Consider the following 25,158-nt stretch of genomic DNA (forward strand, 5'->3'; position numbering starts at 1 on the left):
ACCCCTCCAGGAAACTGTAAATACTACCTGTTATTACGATTGCAGTGAAGGGGTTAGATTCTATGATTAAGAATCTCGGATTATTTGGTACAGAAAAATTAGCTCGTTTACGCAAAGTGATTCTCCATACGTCTGAGCGGTCTTTGACGATGGTTAATCCGGAAAATTTTCAGCAATATCTATTTAATTCTGTCCCTGATATTCCTCAATTTCTGTCGGAACATCAACGTTATGCCGACCTGCTGCGCGCTCACGGAGTCGAAGTGCTGCAACTCCAGGATTATGTCCGGAAAAATAGTGAACTGATTAATTCGTTACCCAATTTGCCTTATCTTAACGACACGTGTTTGATTACGAGCCATGGAGCAATTCTCTCCAAGATGTGTCCCGGCAGTCGGGCAGGAGAAGAAACGGTTGTCGGAGAAGCACTGGAGAATCTCGGTATTCCCCTCTATCATGCCTTTACAGGCAGCGATCAATTTGAAGGATGTCTGGCGGTTTCACCTGAAATTCTGTTCATAGCCGATACGGAAAGGCATGACAGAAAGACGATTGAGGGATTTTTCAGTCAAGCTCTCCGACTTTTCCCGCAAATCATTTATGCGGAAATCCCCCAGGAAAGACGGTACATGCACCCAGATATGATTTTCGGCAGAATCAGTGAAAGTCTGGCTTTGGCCTATTTGCCTGCTTTTTTAAAGACGTATCTGATTACTGAAAAGCAGCGCATCGAAATTAATCTGAAAGAAATCCTGGCCCGCCGGGGAATGGAGATAATAGAAATATCTGACCAGGAACAGCAGTTATGGGGCTGCAGTTTTGTTTCGCTTGAGGAAAATATATTCATTCATTATGATATTGCCTTGAATCTTAGAACCCAAAACGAGTTAAGCCGCAGAGGCGTTGAAATAATCCCCTTCCATCCTGAAGCCTTATTAGCTGGGGGCGGAAGTCTACGCTGCCTGACCCTGCGCGTCTGGCGGGGATAATCAACCCGAACAATTGCTATTCATCATGCGACATTGATCAACTATTGGCTAATAAATTAGCTCTCCCATTCCCCCTGCACAATGGCATCCTTATGGTCCACGTTGAAATCGGGCTTGTCGAAGTAATTGAGTACCGTTCCAAAGGTTGCATCGACATCAATCCATCTGTCTTCTTCCGGCATGTACACCTGATTCCAGGCATGGTCTCCCCATGCAGAACCGCTGTACCCGAGGCCGGTCACCAAACGGACCTTTAACCCCACTGCCCGGCACATAGCGATATAAAGACTGGCGTAATCGAAACAGACGCCGCTGCGGGTGTCGAAGGCGATGATCGCGCCGGAATCTATACCGCTGGCAGCTTGACTGACCTGAACGGCTTTCTCATCATCATAGGTTATGTTCTTGGTAATCCAGCGATAGATGAAATACGCTTGCTGCCGGCTGTTCTGTTCACTGCCCACCACTTGCCGCGCGGTGGCATCGATGTTTTGGTTTGATTTAACCGCCTCATCCAGCGTTGCACCATTAAAATAAGTGATAACCCGGACTTTGGCAGAATCCGCTACCGTATTTTCTTGCGTATTTCCTTGCAGATTTCGTCCTGTATTTTGCTTGAAATAGTCATTGACCAACACCGGTATCTTCTGGGCCAGATTGGAATTCAGAACGGGTGAGACTGCATGTTTATAGATCAGCTGATACCCATAGGACTTGGCCATCATCTGGGTTAATGTCTGGGATGGGAAATAATAGCTAGAGAAATGCAACAGCAAGGCGGAAACGAAAACAAGCATTGCCGCCCTGGGTATTTGCGCTAAAGCTCCGATGATTCTTCCAAACCAGCTGCCAACAAGCGTGATTACCTTATTCAGGCCATTGGCCAGAACCCCTAAGACAACGGTATCGATGGGATGGGTAATAAGCCGGAGCAGGCCATGGAGAAGCAAAAGGATCAGCGGCACAAAAACGAGGTAGACCACGATGTCCTGCCCCGCGACTAAGCTCTTGATATTCTCGGGAATCCAAGCATAGATCGTTGCAAATGGTCCGGCATCATGCTGAAAGAAGATCCCCCTGGTCAGATAAATTGCCAGGTAGAGTGCCACGATTAATTCAACCCCGGAGAGCAACGAACGCAAGGAAGAATGTATTTTTTCACGGGAAAGTGTGATAAAAAAACCCATGATGACAGGCAGCGCAAATAACGCAGTCAATATGACGGTTAGGAAATCTCCTTTTAGCATCAGCGTGTACCTCACGATACGTCGATAAAAATTTCTTATTTATATAATTTTGCCAGAATGGTGGGTTTTGAAAACAATGATCTTATCCAGCAGCCGATCCATTTTTACTGTTTCTCGCTTGAGATAACTGAATGGAATACCAAAACTCATGATATTCCTGTTCTTTCTTAAGTATGAATAAATAATTTGCGCCTGATCAATCTCATCGGATGACATCATATGTTGATTATTTCTTTCCGGCACGAACATATCCAGGATGATTTGCCTGATCGCTTCTTTTAATTCATGACACTCGCCAGTTAGGCTGATGACTTTACGAAAGAGCAGTAAATTTCCTTTAAAAATGAATAATTTTGCGCATTCATTATTCATAAGCTCCACTGCAACCGTATTTCGGTTTTTACCAGAAGATAATACCAATCGTTGCTTTCCTATCACATGGTTGAGTCCTGAAGCATATTCCAAGTATTTCGCAGCGAGTTCATAGTCTAACTCTTTCAGGACAGAATGCATCCTATTGGAAAGTTCCCGGACGTGTGACCTATCCTTCCCGTTCAACAAATCCTGGATTTTCTGAATATGAGCACCATACACTTCTGGTTTTACTTTCCCTGTGCACACCCCTAGACAAGTGCCAATCTGCATAAACAAACAGCCATTCGTCCGCTTTTGCAGCTTTTGGCCGGCGCATTTGCGTATAGGAAAAAAATCATTCAGGTATTCCACGGTGGTCTCTACCCGATGCCGACTCGTAAAAGGACCAAAGTATAACGCATGATCATCGCACTTTTCATTTACGATCGTAACCTTCGGAAACATTTCAGAAGGGATTTTAAGATATAAATAACTGCCCGAATTCTTCATCAGCTTATTGTATTTAGGTTTTATTTCTTTAATGAGCCGGCACTCTTCGAGAAATGCATCCAATTCTGTATCAGTGACGCTATAATCAAACGAATGAATATTCCGGATCATTTCCACCACTTTTGGCGCCCGGTTCTTTTGATTCGTAAAGTATTGTGACACCCTGTTTCTAAGGTTTTTTGCTTTACCGATATAAATAATATTGCCCAGCGAATCCTTCATCCGATATACGCCTGGATTTTGAGGAACCTCTTTCAGTAATTGTTTTATGTTCATATATTACTCCATAAAAAAACTGTTACAGACAAATTAATGCAGGAATTGGATTAAAGAATATGATTTAGAGGTATTTCAATGGATAGATATATTTATCCTGCTATATTTGAACATGATGACGAAGGATATACAATTACATTTCCCCTTACCATTCCAAAATGGCTTAATGATCTAGGCGAAGAGAAAAAGGTTAACTTTTCTCAGCTTTTACAGAACGCCTTAAAGAAAACCTCGGAGTCTATGGCTATATTACGAAAAAACCAAATAGCAAAATATAATTTTTCGATTTATCTGCAAGGATTGAGATGTTTTTGTTAGAAAAAAGGCACCGCATATGGTGCCTTAGATCGGGATAACAATTTCGGTGACATACTTTTGGGGATTGCCCTTGAAAATCATCCCGGGACCTTTATGGTAAATCTCCCGGGAAGGAATTTTGCACTCCAGCTGGTGCTCCGTGGCGTAATCAAGCAACGCCTTATAGGCCAGACTGATGGTTTCATAACTGCCCACATGGGTTGTGCTGATGGCTCTGATCCTTGGCAGCTTTTTGCAGACGATATTCGGCCCGTTTACCATGCCTTTGACCGGTACACAAAGTTCGATATCGGCTTCTTCCTGATAATCTGCATCGTAGTAGCAGCAAAAAGGAACCCCAGCCGTTTTCCCTTTTGCCTCTTTGTATATCGTACCGATATACTTCCCAACGTCACTGTACCTGCCTTTATACCGGATCGTCGCCACCATTACGTCTTCGAATTCTTTCTGTTCAATGTGGTAGTTCATATTCCCTGCCTCCATTTCTTTTGGTTGAAGGTAGAGGTTTATTTTTTTGATCAGTTCTTTTTCTTTTTTGATCTGGGCAGCAATCAGTTGCTGCTTCTCGGTCAGAAAATAGGACAAATCGTCCTGACTTTCATAGTTCACGAGAATGTCTTTAATTTCAGCAATCGAAAAGCTTAAATCACGCAGTAAAACGATCAGCCTGGCTTTGCTGAAGTCATGATCATCATAATAGCGATAGCCATTCTCAGCCCGGTATGACGGTTTCAGAATCTCTTCTTCGTCATAATAACGCAAGGCTTTCACTGTTAAATGCGTGATCTTGGAAAACTCACTGATTTTATACACAACCTCACCTCCTGCAAGCAGTATAAACCTTCCATCGCACAGGAAAGTCAACAAAAGAAATAATAATCATTCCATTGCAGAACAATTTCAAAGTTACTCGATTTTACACTATTTCTGAAGAACTTGAAACCCCTGAATTATATGCTTTAGAGTTTTCCTATGATGAGTATTATAATCCAAAGTTCATTGTTCAACTAGGCTCAATTATTTTCCAATCTGCTTGACGCCATTTTAATTCCGGTGTAGAATTAAATTACTTCGAAGGAGGAACTAAATTGTGGATCCAGAAAAACAATTACTTGAAGATACCATTTTTCAGTTCATCGACCGGATCAAACCGCTGATCTCCAATGAGTTATGGGCGAATGTTCTGATGAATGCCACAAAAAATGAATTACTCGTCCTCCTGCTCGTATACCGCCAAGAGGAGGCCACCATGTCGCAGGTTGCGCAGTACCTGCGTGTCCCACTTAACACGGCCACGGGCATAATCTCCCGTATGGAGAAGGAAAAACTGCTCAGCCGCGAGCGGAATGATATTGACAAGCGGGTCGTGACCATTCGTCTCAGTGAATCCGGCCGGACTCAAATCCGTCAGATTATTAACACTTTCATGGACTACGGCCAAAAACTTCTTGCGGATCTGACTCCTGAGGAAACCGTCCTGATCTTCACGCTCATCGAGAAAGTCATCTCTATGCTGCAAAAGGAGCAGTTCCAAGCGAATAGCAGCAAGGAGCTTAAGGTAAGAAAAATTATTATTGAATAAAATTTCTCTCAGGCTGCCGAACCGGCAGTCTCCTTAAGGAAGAAATACTTCCGCTTCGGAACTATTCGATTACCGAATTTTAGAAAGGAGTTTTGGAGATGGGTACGATTTTAGTCTTTACAGGTAAAGGGGGTGTCGGTAAAACAAGTGTCGCCGCAGCCCATGCCGTAATTTCCGCGGCTGAAGGCAAGAAAACGCTGCTCGTCAGTACTGACATGGCCCATAACCTCGGCGATTTATTTGAACTGACCCTCGGCAGTGAGATCGCAGTCCTAGACAACGGTCTCCACGTGTTGGAAATCAATCCGCATGACGTCATGGAAAACGACTTTAAGGATATGAAACATGCCGTTCTTCGTATGGTTGCCGAGAATGGTATGGGCGGCGAACAGTTGGAACAGATCAGCGTTTTCCCGGGTATGGACGAGTTATTCTCCTTGCTGAAAATTTTAGCGCTTCACCAAAGCGGCCTTTATGACCGTATCATCGTGGACTGTGCGCCCACGGGCGAAACGCTGGCACTGCTGAAGTTTCCCGAACTGCTGTCCTGGTACATGGAGAAGCTATTCCCCATCGGCAAGGCAGCCCTGCGAATTCTGGCACCGATATCCAAAACCGTCTTCAAAGTACAGCTGCCTGACCGGCAGGCCATGACCGATATCGAGAGACTCTACGCGACACTCCTTGAACTGCAGACGCTGCTGAAAGATCCGGCAACTACCGCCATCCGGCTGGTCACGATTCCTGAAAAGATGGTTGTCGAAGAAACAAAACGCAGCTTCATGTATTTGAATCTCTACGGCTTTAATGTGGACTGCCTATACATCAACCGTATCTTACCACCGGACCTGGATAATTCTTATTTCGAGGAATGGATCACCATCCAGACCCGTTACACGCAGGAACTCGAGAATCTATTTGCAGGCAGACCCATCCGTCGCATCCCTTGGTTTGACAGCGACTTAAACGGTGTCGGCGGCATCGGACGTCTCACAGCGATCCTCGCTGAAAGCGGCCCATTGTTTGAGCTGCAGCCGCCTTCTGTGGGTGAGCATTATGAAAAGACTGACACCGGCTATGCATTAATTCTGGATCTGCCGTTTGCTGCCAAGGGGGACATTCGCTTCAACGAGTCCGCAACCGATCTCATTCTGAAAATCGGCAACTTCAAACGCAGCATTCCGAAACCATCCACCCTTCGTTCTTATCTGGTCAGCTCCGCGAAATTATCCAATGGCAGGCTGACGGTACGGTTCGAACCGAAATAAAGGAGGTCGTCCTATGAATACATTCTTTCATCCCGAATTCATCCGGAAAATGTGCGAAGCGAAACGGCTGCAAATGGAAGCCTTGGAAACATTGATGCCGGAGAACGTCCGGCACCATCTCTCCGTTATTGAAAAAGAAATAAAAGAACTGCTGGTGGAATGTCTAATGAACGACTCTGCGTCCGCGAAAACCGCCGGCCAAAATGAAGCTCGCCGTAACGTTCATACGATCACCATCGATTAGGAGGGAAACAGTATGCGTATCATTTTATATACCGGAAAAGGCGGTGTAGGCAAGACCAGCATCGCCGCCGCAACCGCGATCCGGCTGGCGGGTGATGGGCGCAGCGTGCTCCTTATGAGTACCGATCAAGCCCACAGTCTGTCCGATTCACTCGATCTGAAGCTTGGAAGTGAACCCACTGCTGTCATCCCCAACCTGGATGCCCTGGAAATCGATGTCGTTAAGGAAAGCGAAGCGGCTTGGGGAAACCTGAAATCCTATATGCGGCAACTGATCCTGTCACGGGCAGAAGGCGGGATTGAAGCGGAAGAACTCCTCGTGTTCCCCGGTCTGGAAGAGCTGTTTTCGTTGTTTACGATGTTGGATTATTACGAAAACAAGAAGTATGACGTCATCGTCGTCGATTGTGCCCCGACGGGTGAAACGCTGAACCTGCTGAAATACCCGGAAATGTTCGGGGAAATATTCAACAAAGTTCTGCCCCTCAAGCGCCAGGCTGCCAAAGTGGCCGGGCCGGTGGTTGAAAAAGTCCTCAAGATGCCAATGCCCAAAGACAACGTTTTTGAAGACGTGACGAAGCTGATGGCCAAGCTCGAACGTCTTCAGGCTCTCATGCTGAATAAAGAAGTCCTCACCGTCCGCCTCGTCACTACGCCTGAAAGGATAGTGATCAAAGAAACAAAACGCAGCTTTACCTGGCTCAGTCTGTTTGATTACCAGGTAGACGCCATCATCGTCAACAAAGTATTTCCGCAGGAAGCGCTGTCCGGCTATTTCGACCGGTGGGTTGCGCTGCAAAATCAAGGTTTGAGCGAAATCAAGGAAAGCTTTGCCGATCTTCCCGTCTTTTATCTCAATCTCCTGAAGCACGAACTCAAATCCGTTCCGGTACTGGCCCAGATCGGGAATCTCTACGGCGCGTTGAATCCGGAGGACGTTTTCTGCCGGACACGCCTAATTGAGACCTTCCGGGACGACGATCAGGATGTCCTGATTTTCCGCCTGCCCTTTGCCGAAAAAACAGAAATGACACTTTCCCAGGCCGGTGGAGAGATTTATGTCGCAATCAAAAATGAAAAGCGGTGTATGATGCTGCCGCCGCATTTATTGCATAAGCAGATCACTTCCGCTAAGTTGGATCAGGGGAAATTAGAGATTCGATTTTGAGCCGATGATTTTAAAATCCTTGATTTTGTGAATATCGCTCGCTGTTTGGGACAAACCTGAGCATTGCCGAATAGTATACTATATAAACCTCAATGATTGTGTAAGAAGGGAAATGATTTTATGTATTTATCCCGTGTTATTCTGATCCCTGCCGGTATTCGTTCGCTTAGAAATTTATTCAGAGGGTTAGGCAGAGGTCCGCAAGCAGCGAATAATGTAGGCATAACGAATTCACCGGTATCTGTCGCGGCAAATGTTCAAACACCCATTGTTAATCAAGTAGCCGTTTCTAGTCTGCCTCTATTTCGTTTACGTCGGAGGTCAAGGGGTTGCTGCTGCCGTTTTTAGCCATTTCAAGCTGATCGAATAGAGATGATTGAAGAAACCTCCCGACGCTCGGGAGGTTTCTTCTAGTAAGTTTTCGTCACACCATCAGCAAAACCTTGTGGTACGCTTTCTTTCCTTTACGTATTTTCAGACCGGCTTTTAATTGTTCGGAAGGAATAGTCATGTCCACGGATAGTACTTTTTCCTCATTAATGGCGACGCCGCCTTGTTGGATCAGGCGTCTGGCTTCCCCTTTGGAAGGAGCTATCCCGCAGGCCACCATCAATTCTACTATTCCGATGGCATTATCGACCAGCTGCTCGGCAGATATTTCCGTGGTAGGCATGTGCGAATCATCGGCACCACCGGCAAAGAGGGCGTGCGCCGCACTTTTGGCATTCTCGGCTTCTGCTTCACCGTGAACCAGCTTCGTCAGTTCATGCGCCAGAATTTCTTTGGCTTCGTTGAGCTGGCTGCCTTCCCATTTGTCCATGGCGTCAATTTGTTCCAGCGGCAGGAACGTCAGCATCCGCAAGCACTTGAGAACATCGGCGTCCGCAATATTCCGCCAATACTGGAAGAATTCAAACGGGGAGGTTTTGTTCGGATCAAGCCAGACAGCGCCCTTGGCCGTTTTGCCCATTTTATTTCCTTCGGAGTTCATGAGTAGGGTAATGGTCATGGCATAGGCATCCTTGCCGAGCTTACGGCGAATGAGTTCTGTCCCAAACAGCATATTTGACCACTGGTCATCACCGCCAAACTGCATATTGCAGCCGTGATTCTGAAACAGATAATAGAAGTCGTAAGATTGCATGATCATATAGTTGAATTCCAGGAATGACAGACCTTTTTCCATTCGCTGCTTATAACATTCGGCACGCAGCATATTATTCACGGAAAAGTGCGCGCCGACTTCCCGGAGCAACTCCACATAATTCAGCTTTAAGAGCCAGTCGGCATTGTTCACCATAATGGCCTTATCCGAGCCAAATTCGATGAAGCGTTCCATCTGTTTCTTGAAGCACTCACTGTTATGCCGAATAGTTTCCGGTGTCATCATGGAACGCAAGTCCGTACGGCCGGATGGATCACCGATATAGGCAGTACCGCCGCCGATCAGAACCACCGGTTTGTTGCCGGCCATCTGTAACCGTTTCATCAGGCAGAGCGCCATAAAATGACCGACATGCAGCGAATCGGCAGTGGGATCAAACCCAATATAAAACGTGGCACGACCGCTATTAATCAGTTCTTTAATTTCGTCTTCGTCAGTGACCTGAGCGATTAAGCCCCGGGCGACTAATTCATCATAGATTTTCACCTGATACAACTCCTTACCCAAAAATTAATAATAAATGCCCCTGCTCATTCGAACAGAAGGCAAAAATTGCGGTACCACCTCTGATTCGGAAATTCCTCACAGAATTCCCCTCACCAAGTGCAAAAACACTTACACGCTGTAGCGGGCGTACCCGTCAAACCCTACGCACTGTTCAGGCTGAGGCTCCGGGATGTATTCGGTTCAGCCCGTCTGCAGCCTCTCACCAACCGGCTGCTCTCTGAATGAACGATTGCTGACCTACTTCTTCCTTTCATCGCTTTTGCAACTATCAATTGAGTATATCTTAGATGATAAATGCGGAAAAGTAAAGCCGCTGAATTCTTCAATTTATGCTTATTGCACGAAACTCCGGGTCAGAGCGGCCAGGTTTTCCGAAGTCGGGGTAATCTCGTGACCGGAATGGCGGACATTCGCCAAAGTCTTTTCCAGCGCATCTAAATTCACGGGTTTTGCCAGGTGCTGATCAAAACCTGCCGCCTTGGAGCGCTCCAAATCCTCTGCTTGCGCATAGCCGGATAGTGCAATTAAGAATACATCATGGAGATCATGATCATATCGAAAATGTGCAGCTACTTCATAGCCATCCATATCCGGCAGCCCAATGTCGCAGATCAAAACATCCGGATTGAATTCTTTTGCTTTAAGCAAACCCTCACGGCCGCTTGAAGCTGTCATCACTTTATGGCCTAAATGTTGAAGAAGTAAACAAAGAATTTCGTAAATATCCGGAATATCATCAATGATCAGGATTCGGAGAGAACTGACAGGTAACCTGCAGGTCTTCATTTCCTTCTCCTGATGATGTACCGCTGCTTCAGGTAAGCGGATGGTAAACTGTGTCCCCTGGCCAAGTCCTTGACTATATACGGAGACGGTACCTCCATGGAGTTCGACTATCCCTTTGACAATTGTCAACCCTAAGCCAAGACCTCCCTTACTGCGATCAAGCGTGCTCTCGACCTGCATAAACGGTTCGAACAAATTAGGCAGTACTTCCGGCTTAATACCAATACCCGTATCCTTAATGGTTATAACGGCTTCTTTTGTCACTTCATCCCGTGATACCGCCACACGTGTTTTATCTCCTTTGCTTGAAAACTTTACCGAGTTATGCAGCAAGTTGCCAATGACTTGAATAAGACGCGCGGGATCTGCTTCAAGATCTATTTCCGAGGTTAGGTGAGTTTCCAGAGTGACGCCTCTTTCGGAGAATTGTACGTTGTAATCCGTTACGGCCATTTGCACAATTTTGTTTAGTTCCACGCGTTCCTTTTGCAAAGTGATTTTGTTTTGTGTAATACGCGTAACATCAAGCAAATCATCAACGATACGTGTCAGCTGTTCGCCCTGACGCAATGCAATCTTGATTGCATTTATCGCCTGTTCTTCTTCAATCGGCGTGTTCTTAAGCAAGGTAAGACTCATCATCATTGAAGCCAGCGGATTTCGTAATTCGTGCGACAGCATGTTGATAAACGCATCTTTATTTTGATCCGCTTGCTGTATGTTCTTGAGACTTTCCTCACTTTCTTGTAAAGCCTCTTTTTGAGATTCGATTAATTTGAGTCGGTCTACTCCCATTTCTCCGAAAATTACCGCTAACTGAATGAAATACTGCATAATCCCATCCAGCTTTTCTTTCGAATAAATCGGGACACGATCCAATGCTTTTAAATATTCTATCTCATCAAAGTCATATTTTCTCGCTTGGTACAAAAATTTTTCTATATCCGGCTTTTCAAATAGAAATTGCCCCTGATAAATCGTGGCGACATGTTCTCCCTCGATGATGATTGGTGCTGCGGCATCAATCAAACCGTTTAAACATTCATACCAGATATAGGGTTTGACACTATCTTTCCCTTGCCTAAGATATTTTTCTATAAAAAGATCACTTTGTCTGCACAAAGCTTTTGTTCCACAATTAACCCGATGAAACTTTGTACAGATATCTCGCCAGCCTACAGCTACCAATAAATTTCCTTCAGTGTCGATTATACCTGAAGAAATTCCTGATACTAAGTATAATCTTTCCATCAGTCTCTGAAGGTTGGCGATATCAACGATTTCAGAAAAGTTATATTTCACAAAATACACCTTCCCCTAAAAATCAAATCCATGGCGCTAACCTATTCGTCAATACGCTGCATTTTCCTTCCAAATTTTATACTATATTAACGAATTTTTCAGAAAATAATGTCGAATACCCTAAGCTAATCATTGAAAAAAACCAAGCTTAAGTAGGTCACAATGTTGTTCCCGCAGTCAAAGGAAGCACCCAGGCGGCTCGCTGTTTCCAAGATCAGAATGCCATGACTCTCAATCGTAGACAACCGTTGCTCAGGATGACGGCAGGGCATGTCGGGGTACGCGCATTCATCACAAAGCATACAACCGGTGGACAACGCAAGAACCTTGCCGAAATGCTCCTCGAACCGCTTCCGTATTGCCAGTGTCATCTGTTCGTGGTCCTGCTTCGCTTCCAAACACGCAGCAAAATCCATATTGTCGGGTACCTCTGCAACACTGGTAAACAGAAAGACATGGTCAAAGGACTCGCACTCCTTGATGCAGTGTTCAATAGACGCAATAGCCGGCGGGCAGGCCCAGGACTTACTGTGGTGCGGGCACTCATGCTCGCAGATAGTGCGCACCTTGTCGGAAAAAATGAGCTCGTCACGGCCGAGATAGAAAAACTCACAGATCGGATAATCGTAGATGAATCCTTCGATGATATCTTTGTAGTCTTTTTCAACGTTCATTTTATTGCTCCTATAAGTACACTAGAAAACTTGGCTGGCGCCAAGCCTTTGGCGGCAGCCTTAGTTGCACTTAGATATATCAGAAAGGTATTATACTTTCTGATATACTAAAAAAGCTGCCGCTATACGCAGACGACAGACTTTATTCGGTTGCATGATCCGCTTTAATTATAATCGATATCGTATCCAAATCAAAATACCTATGTTAAGAACATGAAAGATCCCGGAAGTCTTCCCATCAGACTTCCGGGACCTTAAAAACCTTATTGATTTTATTTCATGCCCCTCAGGTAATCCACCATTTTCGGCATAAAATACGGAATGATCTCATCCAGCATTTTGGGCATCAACACCTCCATGGCCTTGGGCATCAGTTGCGGCATTTGCTCTTCCAAATACTGCGGCATCGGGATCGCTTCGCCGACGATCTCCAGCATTTTGGGCATGATTTTCGGCATCATATCCGGAAGCAAGCTCGGGAAGAGAGAGGGCATGACACCTTTCATCATCGTAATCATCGGTTCTTTGGCCATATCCGGGGACGCGATGATCATCTTCATCATCCCTTTATACATATCCGGCATGGCTTCGATCATGTCCGGAATCATCTCTGCCATTAGATCCGCCATACCCCAAGGCGTCATGGTCCGGATCATCCGGTCAAAGACCGCCCATTTTTCATCCATAACCGCGTCGGATTCCGGAATCTGATATCCGAACCCTTCGGCTGCCAGCGTGGCAAGGTCCCTGATCTGGATCGGCATTTGCTTGATATCCCGGGACAGTTTCAACTGCACCCGGCAGCAGGGGCAAGCGGTAATCAGGGTATCCGCACCGGTGTCAATGGCTTCCTGAACACGCATGGCGCCGATTTCTGCGGCGATATCAGGATCTGCGATGAGGGAAAGCACGGAACCACAGCAGTGGGCATCCTCCTGGTTGAAGCGCATTTCGCGGAAATTCGAACCGGGAATTGCATTAATGAGTGTACGCGGGCCTTCATAACAGTGTCCTGCACGGCCCATATGACAGGGATCATGGTAGGTTACCTTGCGCCCAATATCATTTGGGATCGTGAATTCACCGGCTTCAATTTTCTCCGCCAGCACGTCGGCATAATGTTTGGCTTTAAAGGGGAAATCGACCTTGTGCTCCCTGGCCCACTTCCGGTAATAAACATCCCAGACCAGCCAGCAGGCAGGACAGGTGGTCACGATGGTTTTCGCTCCGGTTTTCTTCATGTTCTCAATGTTCTTGGCCGCAATCTCATCAAAGACTTCCCAGCGCCCGGATACCAGCATGGGAATGCCGCAGCACTGCTCTTCGTTCCCTAGGTAGGCAAACTCAATTCCGGCTTCTTTGAGCAGGAGGCTCGCTGAAAGAGCCACATCGTTTTCCACATAGGAAGCTGTACAGCCGGCAAAGAAGGCGTAGTCGGATTTTTCGGTGATTGCCTTACGTACATCCTCAGTCACCCAGTCAGACCGGTTTTTCGCATAGCCTCCCCAGATATTCCCCTCATTACGGAGGGTGTTGACCATGATTTCAAACGGCGGGAAGGTATGGAAACCCCTGCCGTCGATTAAAAGTCCCCGCATCTTCAGCCAGGAGGATTCATTGGGCAAGTCCAGCTGACAGGTACGGTTGCACATTTCGCAGGTGGTACAGGACAATAACGTATTCACTGCCCGCTGATCAAATTCTTCCTCACCTTCCAGCACGAGCTTAATATAGGTCCATTTGCCCCGGGGAGACTGAGATTCCCACCCCCGGCCATAATACTGGTCGCAATGGTCCACACAATACCCGCACTGGGAACAGGCATAAGCATACCAGGCAACATCCTCAGGAATACCTTTTTTATTGACAAACAGTTTTTCCCCCGGAGGTTTGCTTTTGGCAAGATTGCCGAAAACCCTGAGTAAAGGTTCAAAGGTACCCGCAAGGGAAATTCCTGAGGAGATCAGGCTGCTGCCGATGACTTTGCCCGGGTTCATGATTTCCTGGGGATCGTTGTTCTTCTTATATTCTCTCAGCCGTTCCACTCTTTCCTTGCCCAATACTTCTTCGGCAAAACCGGTAAAATACAAACCGGTTGCATACGGCCTTCCGCCATACTTCTGAGCGGTTTTCAGGATGGTGATGGCCAGTCCGTAGGCCAGGTTAAAATTAAAGGTTCGCTCATCATGCAGAATAAAACCGAGTAGCACCAGTTCCCGTCTGTTGGTGCCAAAGCCTTCCAGGATAAAAGAATGGTTGATGTTATTCTCAATTACTTCAATCACTTCGGCCATATTGTCTACAGGGATAATCACTTCGCCGGGGATGAGCGAGGGTGCCATCCGCTTCGCGCGCACCGGCTCGAAACGTGTTTCCCATTCATGGGCAGTGATTGCATCGTCCAGAGCAACTCCATTGGTCTTGCCCGCCAGCTCCATGACATCCTCGGCGACAATGTCACAGCGATCCACGGTGCAGGAGAGCATGATAATGTATTTTTCAGGCAGATATGTTCTCTTTTTGTCCACAACCGGTGTCCCGTGGTGCAGGTGATAGGGCAGACGGTTTTTTAATCTGGCTGCTTCCGGATTGATAAATGACATGGACCAGATAGGAACCTTTCGGTCATAGATCCCTTTCACAAATTGCCCCAGATCCTGCGGCGTATCAAAGGCAAATGTGCGGATGGTCATAAATCTCTGTTTTTTTACACGGAAGGTGATTTGGCTGATCAGGCCGGTAATCCCATTGCAATCCGAGACCAAATCCAGATCTTTGCCTGTCAGGGTCACAATACTGCCGTCGATTTGAACCAACCGGGCTGATTCTACGATGTCCCTGAAGGTCCCGAATTCATAGCTGCCAAAGCCCGAGCCGCCCATAGCCAGCCAGCCCCCCACTGTGGATGAAGGTGCACTGGTAGGGTATAGCGCCAAGGTCAGGCCTTTTTGATTCAGATGATACTCCAACTCATTCCAGACCACACCCGCCTGGGCGGTGACAGTACGGTTATCTTCATTGATCTCAATAATCTTCTTCATCTGATTGAACTCGACGACCAGTCCGCCTTCCACCGGCAATATTCCGCCATAGCCGGAGGTAGCCTTGCCGCGGGGAATCAGATTGATTTTGGCTTCTCTTGCATCATTAACAAGATGTACGAGTTCTTCTTCAGAGACGGGCTGAACAATACCGTCCGGGATCGGATTGCCTACCAACGGCTTAACCATAGAAGGCATCACTCCCATATCCCGGGCGTAGATTTTTCTTTCCAGCCTGTCAAACGAGATGCGATTTCCCCAGAAAGTTTTCATTTCTTCCATCTTTTCCTTTTGAACAGCCACAAGAATCTCCCCTTTCCCATCTCACACAAATGCTATATTTCAAACAGTGCAGTTACCCCTATGGGGTATATAATTATCATACTACGATTACTAAAAAATTTCTATGGGGAATACTATATATAACGAAATTCGTCAAAATATCGTTGTAAATGTCTAAGGTTAATCGCCTTAGCAAGCTGGCCGATTTCATTTTTGCATTTGTTTTACAAAGCCGAGTGGAAAGCAATGAGAATTCATACAATGAGTACTATAAAGCATATGATTGCTTTTAGCCTTTAAAAAGATGTTACCGTCCTGCTGTTTTTATTTGGGACACCCGTTTCCGCCTACTTAATGGTCACTGCTATCTCTTCGGTGAAGAACCGCCGGAAGTCCGGGACTTCAGGAAAAGGCTTGATGGTTATGTTGAATTCTACCCCGCTCAGGTCGTCCGGCAGCGGAGGTGTGACGACGAAAGACTGCTGCATCACGTTCCCCTGGGAATGGCCGCTGTCCTGCCGGCACGTGTATTCCGGAGAAATAGTCAGCTCCAAGACCGCATGCCCGATTCCGCTATTGGAATCTGCCGTCTCATCCAATGATTCAATTTCCAAGGATACGATGCTGGCATTGCTGTACTGCTTGAGGTAAGTAACGGTATACATTACTCGGTTAACTTTAACGGATTTGAGCACCGGCAGAAATTTAATAAAGCCTGCCGGCTCTACCATGGGCTCAAAGTAGTGTTCATGGTACAGCGAGCTGAAGATTCCAAAGAGTAAGTTCTTATTCAGCCCATACTGTTCACACCAGGCCGTTATAGAATCTTCCGGAGGAAAACCCGGATTACCCCGGCACGCCCCTTTGCGTTCTGCAATTATGGCACACAGTTGTTGGTCGATCGGGGCCAGAGATTCACAGTAATAATCCGTCGGAGCTTGTAGTGGTAATGACATAACATAAACATTTTTCCGAATTTAACTTAATAAAATAAATCCGATGCGTATCGGGTATATTACTGCAAAGGAGATGATAGTATTGAAAAATAAAATACGGCTTCTTGTTGTCGTCCTGATTTGCGCCGTCATGCTGACAGCTTGCGCCTCAGCTTCCAAGGACTTAACCGCCGGAAAATCAGCGGAACAAATTGTCACCGACGCTTTCACCAAATGGTCTCAAATGAAAAGCTATGAACTTGATCTGACGTCAACGATAAAAATGAAAACAGGGCAGGCTGTCACGGATATGTCGATGACTGGCAATATAACTGTTTTTCAGAACCCGCTGAAAATCAAGCTGGTTATGGAAACAACCCTTCCGGAAACGGATAAGATGCACATCGTAAACTATATGGAACAATTGGACGGAAAGGTCATCATCTACCAACAAATGAACGGCCAGTGGCAAAAAACGGTGATCGATGATCCGGCGATGGCAGAACTGATGTCTATAGATCCCGCGAAAAACCTGCAATTGTTCATGGATAATCTAAAAAAAGCAGAAACCACAGGCGAGGAAAAAATCGGGGAGAAAAATACAGTCAAGATAGAGTTAATCTCTTCAAGCAAGATTTTTAATGAAATCTTGAATAGTACAGCGGGCAGTTCGCTTGGAATCCCTGAAAACCTGATCAGCAGTGAGACCTTAGCCAAAATCGGAGACATGAAGAATACGATCTGGGTAGACAAAGCCACCTTGGAAATCGTTCAATGTCAAATGGATCTTACGGAAAACATGAAAAACCTCGGGAATGCCTTGTCTGAAGAACAAAATTTACCCAAAGACATCGTTAACATCATTAAAAACATGGAAATGGCGCTAACGTATACCATACGCAATCATAATCAGGCACAGGATTTTACAATTCCTGATGAAGCTAAAAATGCTTAAATAGAAGAAATCTGGCCCCAACGCCAGATTTCTTCTTTTATCTTATAGAGGTAGGTGATCCAATGGCTGCCACCACTGACATAATATCCTATGCATGTCCTCTGGAAATGGTTACTAAGCAAGAGGCACCGCTTTTATAAACCACTATTGCACGATTTTTCGGGTCAGGGCCACCAGGTTTTCCGAAGTCGCGGTAATCTCATCCAGCGCTGCGGTCATCTCCTTTGAGGAAACCGCCTGCCTATCCGCATCCTCATTAATTTCACTCATCCGCCTGGCGATATTTTCAACCGCCTCTTTAATTTCGGTCAGTGTCATTTCTACCTTCCGCGCAGAATCACTGCTCATCTGGGACAATTTCCGCATTTCGTCGGCTACCACAGAGAACCCCCTGCCGGCCTCACCTGCGCGCGCTGCTTCAATCGCCGCATTTAAAGCCAGTAAATTGGATTGGGATGAAATACCCTGGATGGAACTGATTATCGAGTTCGTTTCCTGAATTTTCTTCCCTGTGACCTTTGTCTCCGCATCAACTTCTGAGATTGTGCCGGAAAGTTTCAGAAACGTATCGGAAATTTCCTGGATACTGGCATTAACTTCTTCCAGGGTAGAAAACAAATTCTCAGTGGATTGTTCGATCATGCTCTGTGTTTCCAGGCTTTTGCCGATATGGATCGTGCCGACAACGTCACCGTATTCATTGAAAATCGGTGTGGTAACGACCTTGAAAACAATACCATGAAACTCCTTCGGGACAATATGTACGGACTGTCTTCCCTGGGCCATGACCTGATGGACCGGATTATCCGGCGCAAAGACGTAGCCGTCGTAAAATTCAAGTTTGAGGGTTTCATTCGGGATATATTTTAGAATCTTTTCCTTATCACCGACGATGATGAAAAAATCCTCCGCCATAAATTCCCGTAATTTCGGCGCAAACTTGAGATACTCTTCTAAAATAGTGTCCATAATAACCTCCCACAGTGATCTTTCATATTCCCTGTGGTATTAATGCATGAATAATGCCAATATATTAAAATGTTTCTATTCCTTGGAAATAACTCCTTTTCCTTGCAGAACATAACCAAATTGCAGTTCCAATGTGAAACAAATCGTTCTAAAACAGTTCGAACTGAAAAGTCCGGTACGTTGGTATATCACGAATCGTTATCCTATCTTCTTCGCCGACATGACCGTAGAGCAGCGGCGATTCCCGATCATGAACCGCAGCATTTTTCTGAACCGTGCCGATGCTAAAATTGGCATAGCAATAGCGGCATCCATGCTTACAGGTATTATAAGCCCCGATGTCAATACTGGCCGCGCAGCCGCAGTCCGGCCGCTGATTCTTGTCTTTAGCCACGAATAAGGTGTAACCGCCTAAACGCGCCAAGCGTTCATTATCGATACATCGGGCCCGACCGATGCCCCACTGCCCGAAATCCATTTCTTCGGCACAGGTATCGCATACAATGCCGAACTGTCTGGCTGTCTCAGCCAAGCGCTGCATTAACTCGGTTTTCTGGTCGGCAGTCGGTGCAAAGACAGACAATGGCCGAAGGTTGCGCTCGGTTTTCTTATACATATTTAAGAAACTGATCGTGCATTTTTCTGTGTAACCGGAAAGCTTTGCCGCAAGTGACTGAAAATAGCGAAGATGATACGTCATGGAATAATCTGCATTGAGCAGAATCGGATCGTACCGCCAAATCACCTTGTCCTTGCCAATACGTTGAGATAATTTTTGAAAGGCAGGTATGACGATCTCGTTTTTTGACGGCACGTGCGGTTCAACATCTTTGCCATAGGCATTCAGGGTAAACTGAAAGTAATACGTATACGCTCTCAGTTCGTCTAACCGCGGAAGCATCGGTGCGGGATTTTTCGTCCAAAAAACTATGCCGTCAACAACGTCGGGGGATAGGTCCACTTGACTGATGTGATGAAAATTCATCGGGTTACGGACAAGCACCGTTCTCTGATGAATACGTTTGAAAAACCATTCGGCATAAAAGGCAGGTATATCGGTTCGCCTGCTTGCACTGATTATCATGGTTAGCCTTCCATTCTTTTGACAATGATATCGACAGCCAAATTCAATACCATTCCTTTAATTATAGTGTATGGGCACAGTGCATTAATCACATCATCAATTAACGATAGAGGATTTGGAATTCCAGATCCTTGAAGGCCCCCGGAGCACTTACCACCCTGCTTTTTGGTACATCTCCCTGATGGCGGCCACCGAATGTCCGCGGGTATGTTCGCAGTCCTGATGAGTATCCCGCGGACTGGATCCAGTCTCCGCCCACATCAGATTCGCCCCGGCCACAGGGCCTGCCATACTGGGTTCGTGCCAGCACATCCCGGTCATCTCATGCTGGGTTGCAAGTCGGATAACCGGCGTTGGCAATCAGAACCGTTTCCGGCTGCAAATTCCTGCGTACTTCTTTGACTGTCTCAATCAGACGCTTCATGGCATACGCGCTGGTAGTAACCAGATAAATGGCGTTAACCCCTTCGTGCTCGAATTTTAAACATTTCTCGATAATCTCATCCAGCGGCAGCACGCTGGCCTTGGGGAATACCTTATTGACAGCTGCAAAAGAGCACCACTTGCAATTATGCGGACAAGGACCAAGGTTAATGCCGACATGGCAGTGAATTTCCTGTGTTGGATCCTTTCTTTGCCATACCTAGATGTTCTTGAACAGAGCATTTGTCTTACCAATTATTTCTGCACACACAAGGCTTAGCGTATGTGTTTTCACAAATTGTCTTACCAATCAATTATAGCGATATCTCTTTTTGGAGTAAATACTTTTTTTCAATTTCTATGAATAAAAAAACGGCTCCTGCTTTGGCGGGAACCGGTATTAATGGCCTGGCCGTCGTTTCCGCTGTCATTTCCCAGCAAGCAATCGCCGAAGCGGCGCGGAAACTGATTAAACTATTCCACACTATCTAATGGACCAAACCTTTTGTTTCATGTCCGAGCAAGGCAATGGCAATCGTATAGGTTACAAACATAGCTACAGCGAAATAGAACACTGCCGGAACCCCATACGCCTGCATAATATACCCGATGATGATCGGACCCGCGATGGCGCCGATACGGCCTACGCTGCTGGCATACCCTGTGCCGCTGGCTCTGATATAGGTCGGAAATAATTCGGGAGTATAGAGGTTGTTGACCATTGCCGAACCATTAGAAAACACATTGTACAAAATACCAAAAATAAACAGGGTTGTAACCGTCGCAGCACCGCCATAGAAGTATGCCGCTATGGCAGTCAGAATGCCTCCCATAATCGCCGTCCATTTACGGCCAATCTTTTCGACAGCATAACGAACAAAAGGAATTCCGATAACACCCGCCGCGTACATCAGAGAAACATATCCAATGGATTTGGAAACCGTGAAGCCTTTGCCAATAAGAAGTGTGCTGAACCAGGTCATTAAACCGTAGATGGCGGCGAGCGCTGTCGGCCACCAAATGGTAACCATCAGCGTTGACTTGATATGTTCTTTTTTAAACAGGTCTTTAAATGTTCCTTGTTTGACAAAGCTTAACGACGTTACATGTTCCAGTATCTTCACCTCGGGGAGCGGCTTGCCGGTCTGTTTTTCAGTTTCTTGCTCAACTTTTGTGATAATAGCATCGGCTTCATCGATACGCCCTTTAGATTCAAGCCAGGAAGGAGACTCGGGAACTACCTTCAAAACTAATAACCCGGCCAGAGCTGGAATTGCTTCCACAATCGCCACCCCGCGCCATCCGATGGTCGGTACCAGGAAAAAACTCAGCAAGCCGGCAATGCAGGCCCCCAAGGGGAAAAATGCCAGGCAAATGGAAAAATAAAGGCTGCGCAGTTTTGAAGGAAGCAGTTCGTTAAGCAAAGCGAGTACCGGTGGGACTTCCGCACCGACACCGATGCCAATGAGGATACGACCGATCAACAGAACGTATATATTCGGTGACCAGGCAAGGACCAACCCGCTGAAACCCCAAAAAAACATCGAAAAGGCAATTAATTTTTTTCGGCCCAGTCTATCAGCTAGAATACCTGACGAAATCGCCCCAATCATCACGCCGACATTGCTGATTGCGCCCACATATCCCAGCTGGGTTGCATTAAGGGCGAATTCTTTGGCGAAAAACGGCAAAAAATACCCTACCGCGCCATTGTCAATCGCTTCAAATAGATACGCTAAAAGCAGAACGACGGAAATCTTGGAAAGGTAACGCGAAGCAGGAAGACGGTCAATCCGATATGGAATAGCGGCGCGTTGCGTACTCATTTAATTTCTCTCCTTTATTAGTCTGACTTCTTTTTTAATATCCATGAAATGCAAACTATTTATTCATTAGCTTTCATAAACTTTTTTTGCCTGATCAAATAATTATCAAAGCTACGCGTAAAAAATGCTAACTGCGAACAAAAAAAGGAACCATGCTAAAACATGATTCCCTCTATCTATGCACCGCCAGCACATTACCGCGATACTGTTCATATTAAAAAAGAGAAATGCACAAAAGTATTAAGCCCGCAGGAGATATGTCACGCTGCTAATCCACCGTTTTTCGGGAAGTTCCAAACTGTTTTTTATACAGAAAAGCGACGATAACGATTAAAAAGGCAAAGACGAAGAATATATTACTGTAAATATAACCGGCACTGCTTTCAATCAAGGGATTAAAATGAAACTCGGTTATATTCTTATCCAGGATCTTGCCGATAAGGCTGGTTGACGTTGCGCCGGAAATAAAATTCAGCATGGCGTAAAGTCCCATCCCGATTCCGACTTGCTCCCTGGCTAACGTTTGCGAAACCGTGTTGGACATGGCAATGGACATAAACGTCTGGCCCAGATTGCCGAAAATCAGAATAAATACGATGAATACCGGGGATACGCCCACAACAGAAGACAGTAAAATATAGCAAAAGAAAATGAGGGATGCCGCCGTATACACGAGCAACTTATTCCCCTTCTTATCCGCCAACTGACCGCCCTTTCGCCCCATCAGCGCCGATGACAGTGCTCCGGGAAACATAATGAGACCAATCAAAGCGGGGGTAAGATGATTGACTTTGGCCAGAAACAGCGGTGTCATGAAAGGCATCGCAAAGGCAAACGCATTCGTCAGAAAGACAAGAATAAGGCCAATGGCATATTTTCTGTTTTGAAAAAGGCTGGGCTGAATAAACGGCTCTTTCGCTCTCTGTATCCAGAACACGAATAAACTTAACACCGCAACAAAGGCAGCAAACAGTAATCCTTTACCCATCGTAATTGCTAAAAGCAGCAAGGTAACTGTTCCAGCCAATAACCCCCCGCCCAAAAAATCAATTCTGCCGGCCTGTTTTCTCTCATTGTCCAGGTATTTTCGAAATAAGGGCAGGGTGATCAACGGCAACAGGGATAAGAAAAAAAGGAAATGCCAATTCAAGAAGGTCGTCACCAGTCCGGCCACAATGGGTCCGATCGCACTTCCCAGTGCCAAGCCCATGGCTGAAGTTCCTAACGCTTTCCCTCTTCTTTCCGGAGCAAAGTAACGGACCGGAATAATCATCGCGGTGGCCGGAATGACGGAGGCACCCACAGCCTGCAGCACCCGTGCGAGAATGATCATCCAGAACTGGTTGGCCAGAAATCCGACAATGGAACCAATGGCAAAAAAGAGCAGTCCGAAGGTGAGCAGATCTTTAAGGCGATATTGATCCGCCAACTTGCCATAAATCACAGAGCCAACGGCATAGACGATCATATAGCTTGTGAGGATCCAGCTGACCTGAGAAGGCGATAAGTGATACTCCAAGCTGATTACAGGTAAAACAATATTAAAGATTGTCGCATTCATCACTGAAAAGACAAGGATCAAAGCCAAAACCCGAATTAATATTTCCCCGTTATTTTTCTGTTGTGCTATGCTTTCCACGGAAGACCTTCTTTCACGTATTATGATGTCACTCTTCAATAATTCAGCAATAAACGGTATATTCCTTCTTTTCCTGCACTTTAATCAGCACACGATACTATTTATATACAAAAAATCCACTCTTTATAACATTTTGTCATTTTGAACAGCTTGGCCTGTTCTTACATCAAAACCGGAACCATGTTAATTACCATCTTATATGTAAAAGAAGAAACCTGGCAACTCCATACCAGATTTCTTCTTTTCCCTTTTAGGAAAGGAGGGCGTAATATGGCGGTTTCGATAACCACTATATCCTATGCATGTCCCGTGGTATTAGTTACTTTTATTTATCGAGCGTTAAAAAAAGTTTGATATTCTTCTCCTATTATGAAAAAACCGGTGAACCACAACCTGCTTTTTCGATTCATTTACTTCGAAAACGAGCTTAAACCTTTCCTGAATAGGATAATAAAGAAAACTGGGGTTTTTTGAAGCTAAGGCACCAATCCCGGGAAATTCCTTCAATGTTACTTCGAGGTGATAATTTACTTCAGTTGCGGCTCTTTCTGCAAATAGAGGATCTTTATGAGACCCGAAATCGAGTTCTTTTAATATTACCAGCTGTACTTTTATCGGAACAATCACCTTATACATTTCTTTTTTCCTGTTTGGGGGTGTATTTTGCCTTTAGTTCAGCAACGAGTTCAGAACTATCATTTTGAATATATCGCCGTAATAAATTGCCAACCTCTTCCCCGGTCTTATAATTACCCTTAGCAATATCCTCATAATTTTCTGCTATGCTTTTATAGAACTCCAATTCTAATTCCATTTCCTCGAAATAATCCATACTCATCGCCACAATATCGCTCTCCCCTTTATTGGAAATAATCACGGGTTGGTGGTTATCTTTTAAATCTTGAGAGATCTCGGTATATTTATTTCTTAAGTCGGAACTGGGAATTATTCTATACACAAATTAGCACCTCCCTCGCAGGATATATCAAAATTATATCATAGATTTATCAATAAACAAATTGATTTTAATCACGCATTATCCAGTACATATTTATCGGCTTTCCATCCGGGTAAAGCTTTGACTCAGTGAAAATTCCGCCGCACTTGGTTATAGTCCTGACCGAGGCAGTATTATCCGCATAGCAACCAAGCATGATCTTCGTAATACCCAACGCGTGGGCATACTCCAGGGCCATTTTTAACATGTGGGTGGCATATCCCTTTTTTCGCTCACTCGGACGTACCGCGTAACCAATATGACCGCCATATGCCGCCAGAAACGGATGATCCAAATGATGCCGGATATCGACCATACCAACGATACGATCATCGGCTTTTCTTACCGCAAAGAATGTGGTCGCAGGGACCCATTCCGGGCTGACTGTCGCCGGGTTACGATTATTCCGGTTATAATCAAGCCATTCCTGGTATTCCATTTGATCAAAAAGCGCACTGCCGTTGATGACCGGTTCGTTGTTCCGGACGAATTCTTCCTTAAATTGGTTCGCTCTTTCTTCTCTCAACATTTTACCATCGACGGCAGTTGTTCGGAAAGAATGGTGATGTAATCTAGACATTTTGTCACTACTGTCAGGCTTATCCCATATGATGTCAC

Annotated in this window: 25 protein-coding genes and 1 other annotated feature; of the genes, 8 read left to right on the forward strand and 17 right to left on the reverse strand. The window is 45.6% G+C overall.

Annotation, left to right across the window (positions count from 1 at the left end):
• The first annotated feature begins 62 nt into the window (after positions 1–62).
• Positions 63–989 (forward strand): arginine deiminase family protein, encoded by a 927-nt coding sequence (locus LPY66_RS16445; protein WP_337985334.1) that lies wholly within the window; start codon positions 63–65, stop codon positions 987–989.
• A 56-nt stretch (positions 990–1,045) separates the two neighbouring features.
• Here LPY66_RS16445 and LPY66_RS16450 read toward each other — a convergent pair whose 3' ends face one another.
• Together LPY66_RS16450 and LPY66_RS16455 are read right to left on the reverse strand one after the other, a co-directional pair.
• Positions 1,046–2,236, reverse strand: coding sequence for a transglutaminase-like domain-containing protein (locus LPY66_RS16450; protein ID WP_337985335.1), 1,191 nt, complete (start codon positions 2,234–2,236; stop codon positions 1,046–1,048).
• A gap of 39 nt (positions 2,237–2,275) precedes the next feature.
• Entirely contained in the window at positions 2,276–3,376 is a 1,101-nt protein-coding gene (locus tag LPY66_RS16455) for a GIY-YIG nuclease family protein (RefSeq protein WP_337985336.1), read from the reverse strand.
• Between the two features lie 78 nt (positions 3,377–3,454).
• Between LPY66_RS16455 and LPY66_RS16460 the strand changes: the two genes are divergently transcribed.
• Positions 3,455–3,694: a hypothetical protein gene (locus LPY66_RS16460; protein WP_337985337.1), complete on the forward strand. Its 240-nt coding sequence runs from the start codon at positions 3,455–3,457 to the stop codon at positions 3,692–3,694.
• Positions 3,695–3,718: 24 nt separating this feature from the next.
• Here LPY66_RS16460 and LPY66_RS16465 read toward each other — a convergent pair whose 3' ends face one another.
• Complete coding sequence (locus LPY66_RS16465; RefSeq protein WP_337985338.1) at positions 3,719–4,507, reverse strand: MerR family transcriptional regulator; 789 nt, start codon at positions 4,505–4,507, stop codon at positions 3,719–3,721.
• A gap of 277 nt (positions 4,508–4,784) precedes the next feature.
• Here LPY66_RS16465 and LPY66_RS16470 point away from each other — a divergent pair, with 277 nt between their 5' ends.
• From LPY66_RS16470 to LPY66_RS16485, 4 genes are all read left to right on the forward strand, one after another.
• On the forward strand, positions 4,785–5,276 hold the full coding sequence (locus LPY66_RS16470; protein WP_337985339.1) for a MarR family winged helix-turn-helix transcriptional regulator: 492 nt from the start codon (positions 4,785–4,787) through the stop codon (positions 5,274–5,276).
• 98 nt (positions 5,277–5,374) lie between these two features.
• Complete coding sequence (locus LPY66_RS16475) at positions 5,375–6,544, forward strand: ArsA family ATPase (RefSeq protein ID WP_337985340.1); 1,170 nt, start codon at positions 5,375–5,377, stop codon at positions 6,542–6,544.
• A gap of 13 nt (positions 6,545–6,557) precedes the next feature.
• Positions 6,558–6,788 (forward strand): hypothetical protein, encoded by a 231-nt coding sequence (locus LPY66_RS16480; protein ID WP_337985341.1) that lies wholly within the window; start codon positions 6,558–6,560, stop codon positions 6,786–6,788.
• A gap of 12 nt (positions 6,789–6,800) precedes the next feature.
• Positions 6,801–7,955, forward strand: a complete 1,155-nt coding sequence (locus tag LPY66_RS16485; RefSeq protein ID WP_337985342.1) for an ArsA family ATPase — start codon at positions 6,801–6,803, stop codon at positions 7,953–7,955.
• Positions 7,956–8,379: 424 nt separating this feature from the next.
• Here LPY66_RS16485 and tyrS read toward each other — a convergent pair whose 3' ends face one another.
• From tyrS to LPY66_RS16510, 5 genes are all read right to left on the reverse strand, one after another.
• Positions 8,380–9,606: a tyrosine--tRNA ligase gene (tyrS, locus tag LPY66_RS16490; RefSeq protein ID WP_337985343.1), complete on the reverse strand. Its 1,227-nt coding sequence runs from the start codon at positions 9,604–9,606 to the stop codon at positions 8,380–8,382.
• 52 nt (positions 9,607–9,658) lie between these two features.
• Positions 9,659–9,890 (reverse strand) — a binding site (T-box leader).
• A 70-nt stretch (positions 9,891–9,960) separates the two neighbouring features.
• Positions 9,961–11,715, reverse strand: a complete 1,755-nt coding sequence (locus LPY66_RS16495; RefSeq protein WP_337985344.1) for an ATP-binding response regulator — start codon at positions 11,713–11,715, stop codon at positions 9,961–9,963.
• A 125-nt stretch (positions 11,716–11,840) separates the two neighbouring features.
• Positions 11,841–12,389: a DUF2284 domain-containing protein gene (locus LPY66_RS16500; protein ID WP_337985345.1), complete on the reverse strand. Its 549-nt coding sequence runs from the start codon at positions 12,387–12,389 to the stop codon at positions 11,841–11,843.
• 272 nt (positions 12,390–12,661) lie between these two features.
• Positions 12,662–15,733 (reverse strand): FAD-binding and (Fe-S)-binding domain-containing protein, encoded by a 3,072-nt coding sequence (locus LPY66_RS16505; protein ID WP_337985346.1) that lies wholly within the window; start codon positions 15,731–15,733, stop codon positions 12,662–12,664.
• 326 nt (positions 15,734–16,059) lie between these two features.
• Entirely contained in the window at positions 16,060–16,668 is a 609-nt protein-coding gene (locus LPY66_RS16510; RefSeq protein WP_337985347.1) for a hypothetical protein, read from the reverse strand.
• 73 nt (positions 16,669–16,741) lie between these two features.
• Here LPY66_RS16510 and LPY66_RS16515 point away from each other — a divergent pair, with 73 nt between their 5' ends.
• Positions 16,742–17,602 (forward strand): DUF6612 family protein, encoded by an 861-nt coding sequence (locus tag LPY66_RS16515; RefSeq protein WP_443112440.1) that lies wholly within the window; start codon positions 16,742–16,744, stop codon positions 17,600–17,602.
• Positions 17,603–17,746: 144 nt separating this feature from the next.
• Here the strand turns inward: LPY66_RS16515 and LPY66_RS16520 are convergent, their stop codons facing one another.
• From LPY66_RS16520 to LPY66_RS16535, 4 genes are all read right to left on the reverse strand, one after another.
• Positions 17,747–18,571, reverse strand: coding sequence for a methyl-accepting chemotaxis protein (locus LPY66_RS16520; RefSeq protein WP_337985349.1), 825 nt, complete (start codon positions 18,569–18,571; stop codon positions 17,747–17,749).
• Between the two features lie 148 nt (positions 18,572–18,719).
• The gene (locus tag LPY66_RS16525) at positions 18,720–19,655 is read right to left on the reverse strand and encodes a DUF1848 domain-containing protein (protein WP_337985350.1); all 936 of its coding nucleotides are present in this window, start codon (positions 19,653–19,655) and stop codon (positions 18,720–18,722) included.
• A 150-nt stretch (positions 19,656–19,805) separates the two neighbouring features.
• Complete coding sequence (locus LPY66_RS16530; protein WP_337985351.1) at positions 19,806–20,015, reverse strand: hypothetical protein; 210 nt, start codon at positions 20,013–20,015, stop codon at positions 19,806–19,808.
• Positions 19,978–20,268: a radical SAM protein gene (locus tag LPY66_RS16535; RefSeq protein ID WP_337988120.1), complete on the reverse strand. Its 291-nt coding sequence runs from the start codon at positions 20,266–20,268 to the stop codon at positions 19,978–19,980. The genes LPY66_RS16530 and LPY66_RS16535 overlap by 38 nt, the downstream gene beginning before the upstream one ends.
• Before the next feature lie 170 nt (positions 20,269–20,438).
• Between LPY66_RS16535 and LPY66_RS16540 the strand changes: the two genes are divergently transcribed.
• Positions 20,439–20,570 carry a hypothetical protein gene (locus LPY66_RS16540; RefSeq protein WP_337985352.1) on the forward strand — a complete coding sequence of 44 codons (132 nt, stop codon included), beginning with the start codon at positions 20,439–20,441 and terminating at the stop codon, positions 20,568–20,570.
• On the opposite strand, the gene LPY66_RS16545 is transcribed toward LPY66_RS16540, so the two are convergent.
• The 5 genes from LPY66_RS16545 to LPY66_RS16565 all read right to left on the reverse strand — a co-directional run bounded on the left by LPY66_RS16545 (position 20,567) and on the right by LPY66_RS16565 (position 25,120).
• Positions 20,567–21,904: an MFS transporter gene (locus LPY66_RS16545; protein WP_337985353.1), complete on the reverse strand. Its 1,338-nt coding sequence runs from the start codon at positions 21,902–21,904 to the stop codon at positions 20,567–20,569. The genes LPY66_RS16540 and LPY66_RS16545 overlap by 4 nt on opposite strands.
• Positions 21,905–22,172: 268 nt before the next feature.
• Positions 22,173–23,543 carry an MFS transporter gene (locus LPY66_RS16550; protein ID WP_337985354.1) on the reverse strand — a complete coding sequence of 457 codons (1,371 nt, stop codon included), beginning with the start codon at positions 23,541–23,543 and terminating at the stop codon, positions 22,173–22,175.
• Between the two features lie 339 nt (positions 23,544–23,882).
• Positions 23,883–24,179 (reverse strand): hypothetical protein, encoded by a 297-nt coding sequence (locus tag LPY66_RS16555; RefSeq protein WP_337985355.1) that lies wholly within the window; start codon positions 24,177–24,179, stop codon positions 23,883–23,885.
• The gene (locus tag LPY66_RS16560; RefSeq protein ID WP_337985356.1) at positions 24,172–24,501 is read right to left on the reverse strand and encodes a type II toxin-antitoxin system prevent-host-death family antitoxin; all 330 of its coding nucleotides are present in this window, start codon (positions 24,499–24,501) and stop codon (positions 24,172–24,174) included. The genes LPY66_RS16555 and LPY66_RS16560 overlap by 8 nt, the downstream gene beginning before the upstream one ends.
• 67 nt (positions 24,502–24,568) lie before the next feature.
• A complete protein-coding gene (locus LPY66_RS16565) occupies positions 24,569–25,120 on the reverse strand; it encodes a GNAT family N-acetyltransferase (RefSeq protein ID WP_337985357.1) in 552 nt (183 codons plus the stop codon).
• Positions 25,121–25,158: the final 38 nt, after the last annotated feature.

The sequence above is a fragment of the Dehalobacter sp. DCM genome (genome assembly GCF_024972775.1).
GTDB lineage: Bacteria > Bacillota > Desulfitobacteriia > Desulfitobacteriales > Syntrophobotulaceae > Dehalobacter.

Coding starts and splice junctions, on each gene's coding strand:
- LPY66_RS16445 (WP_337985334.1), top strand. CDS start 63: ATGATTAAGAATCTCGGATTATTTGGTACAGAAAAATTAGCTCGTTTA.
- LPY66_RS16450 (WP_337985335.1), bottom strand. CDS start 2,236: ATGCTAAAAGGAGATTTCCTAACCGTCATATTGACTGCGTTATTTGCG.
- LPY66_RS16455 (WP_337985336.1), bottom strand. CDS start 3,376: ATGAACATAAAACAATTACTGAAAGAGGTTCCTCAAAATCCAGGCGTA.
- LPY66_RS16460 (WP_337985337.1), top strand. CDS start 3,455: ATGGATAGATATATTTATCCTGCTATATTTGAACATGATGACGAAGGA.
- LPY66_RS16475 (WP_337985340.1), top strand. CDS start 5,375: ATGGGTACGATTTTAGTCTTTACAGGTAAAGGGGGTGTCGGTAAAACA.
- LPY66_RS16480 (WP_337985341.1), top strand. CDS start 6,558: ATGAATACATTCTTTCATCCCGAATTCATCCGGAAAATGTGCGAAGCG.
- LPY66_RS16485 (WP_337985342.1), top strand. CDS start 6,801: ATGCGTATCATTTTATATACCGGAAAAGGCGGTGTAGGCAAGACCAGC.
- LPY66_RS16500 (WP_337985345.1), bottom strand. CDS start 12,389: ATGAACGTTGAAAAAGACTACAAAGATATCATCGAAGGATTCATCTAC.
- LPY66_RS16510 (WP_337985347.1), bottom strand. CDS start 16,668: ATGTCATTACCACTACAAGCTCCGACGGATTATTACTGTGAATCTCTG.
- LPY66_RS16515 (WP_443112440.1), top strand. CDS start 16,742: ATGATAGTATTGAAAAATAAAATACGGCTTCTTGTTGTCGTCCTGATT.
- LPY66_RS16520 (WP_337985349.1), bottom strand. CDS start 18,571: ATGGACACTATTTTAGAAGAGTATCTCAAGTTTGCGCCGAAATTACGG.
- LPY66_RS16525 (WP_337985350.1), bottom strand. CDS start 19,655: ATGATAATCAGTGCAAGCAGGCGAACCGATATACCTGCCTTTTATGCC.
- LPY66_RS16540 (WP_337985352.1), top strand. CDS start 20,439: ATGAATAAAAAAACGGCTCCTGCTTTGGCGGGAACCGGTATTAATGGC.
- LPY66_RS16545 (WP_337985353.1), bottom strand. CDS start 21,904: ATGAGTACGCAACGCGCCGCTATTCCATATCGGATTGACCGTCTTCCT.
- LPY66_RS16555 (WP_337985355.1), bottom strand. CDS start 24,179: ATGTATAAGGTGATTGTTCCGATAAAAGTACAGCTGGTAATATTAAAA.
- LPY66_RS16565 (WP_337985357.1), bottom strand. CDS start 25,120: ATGTCTAGATTACATCACCATTCTTTCCGAACAACTGCCGTCGATGGT.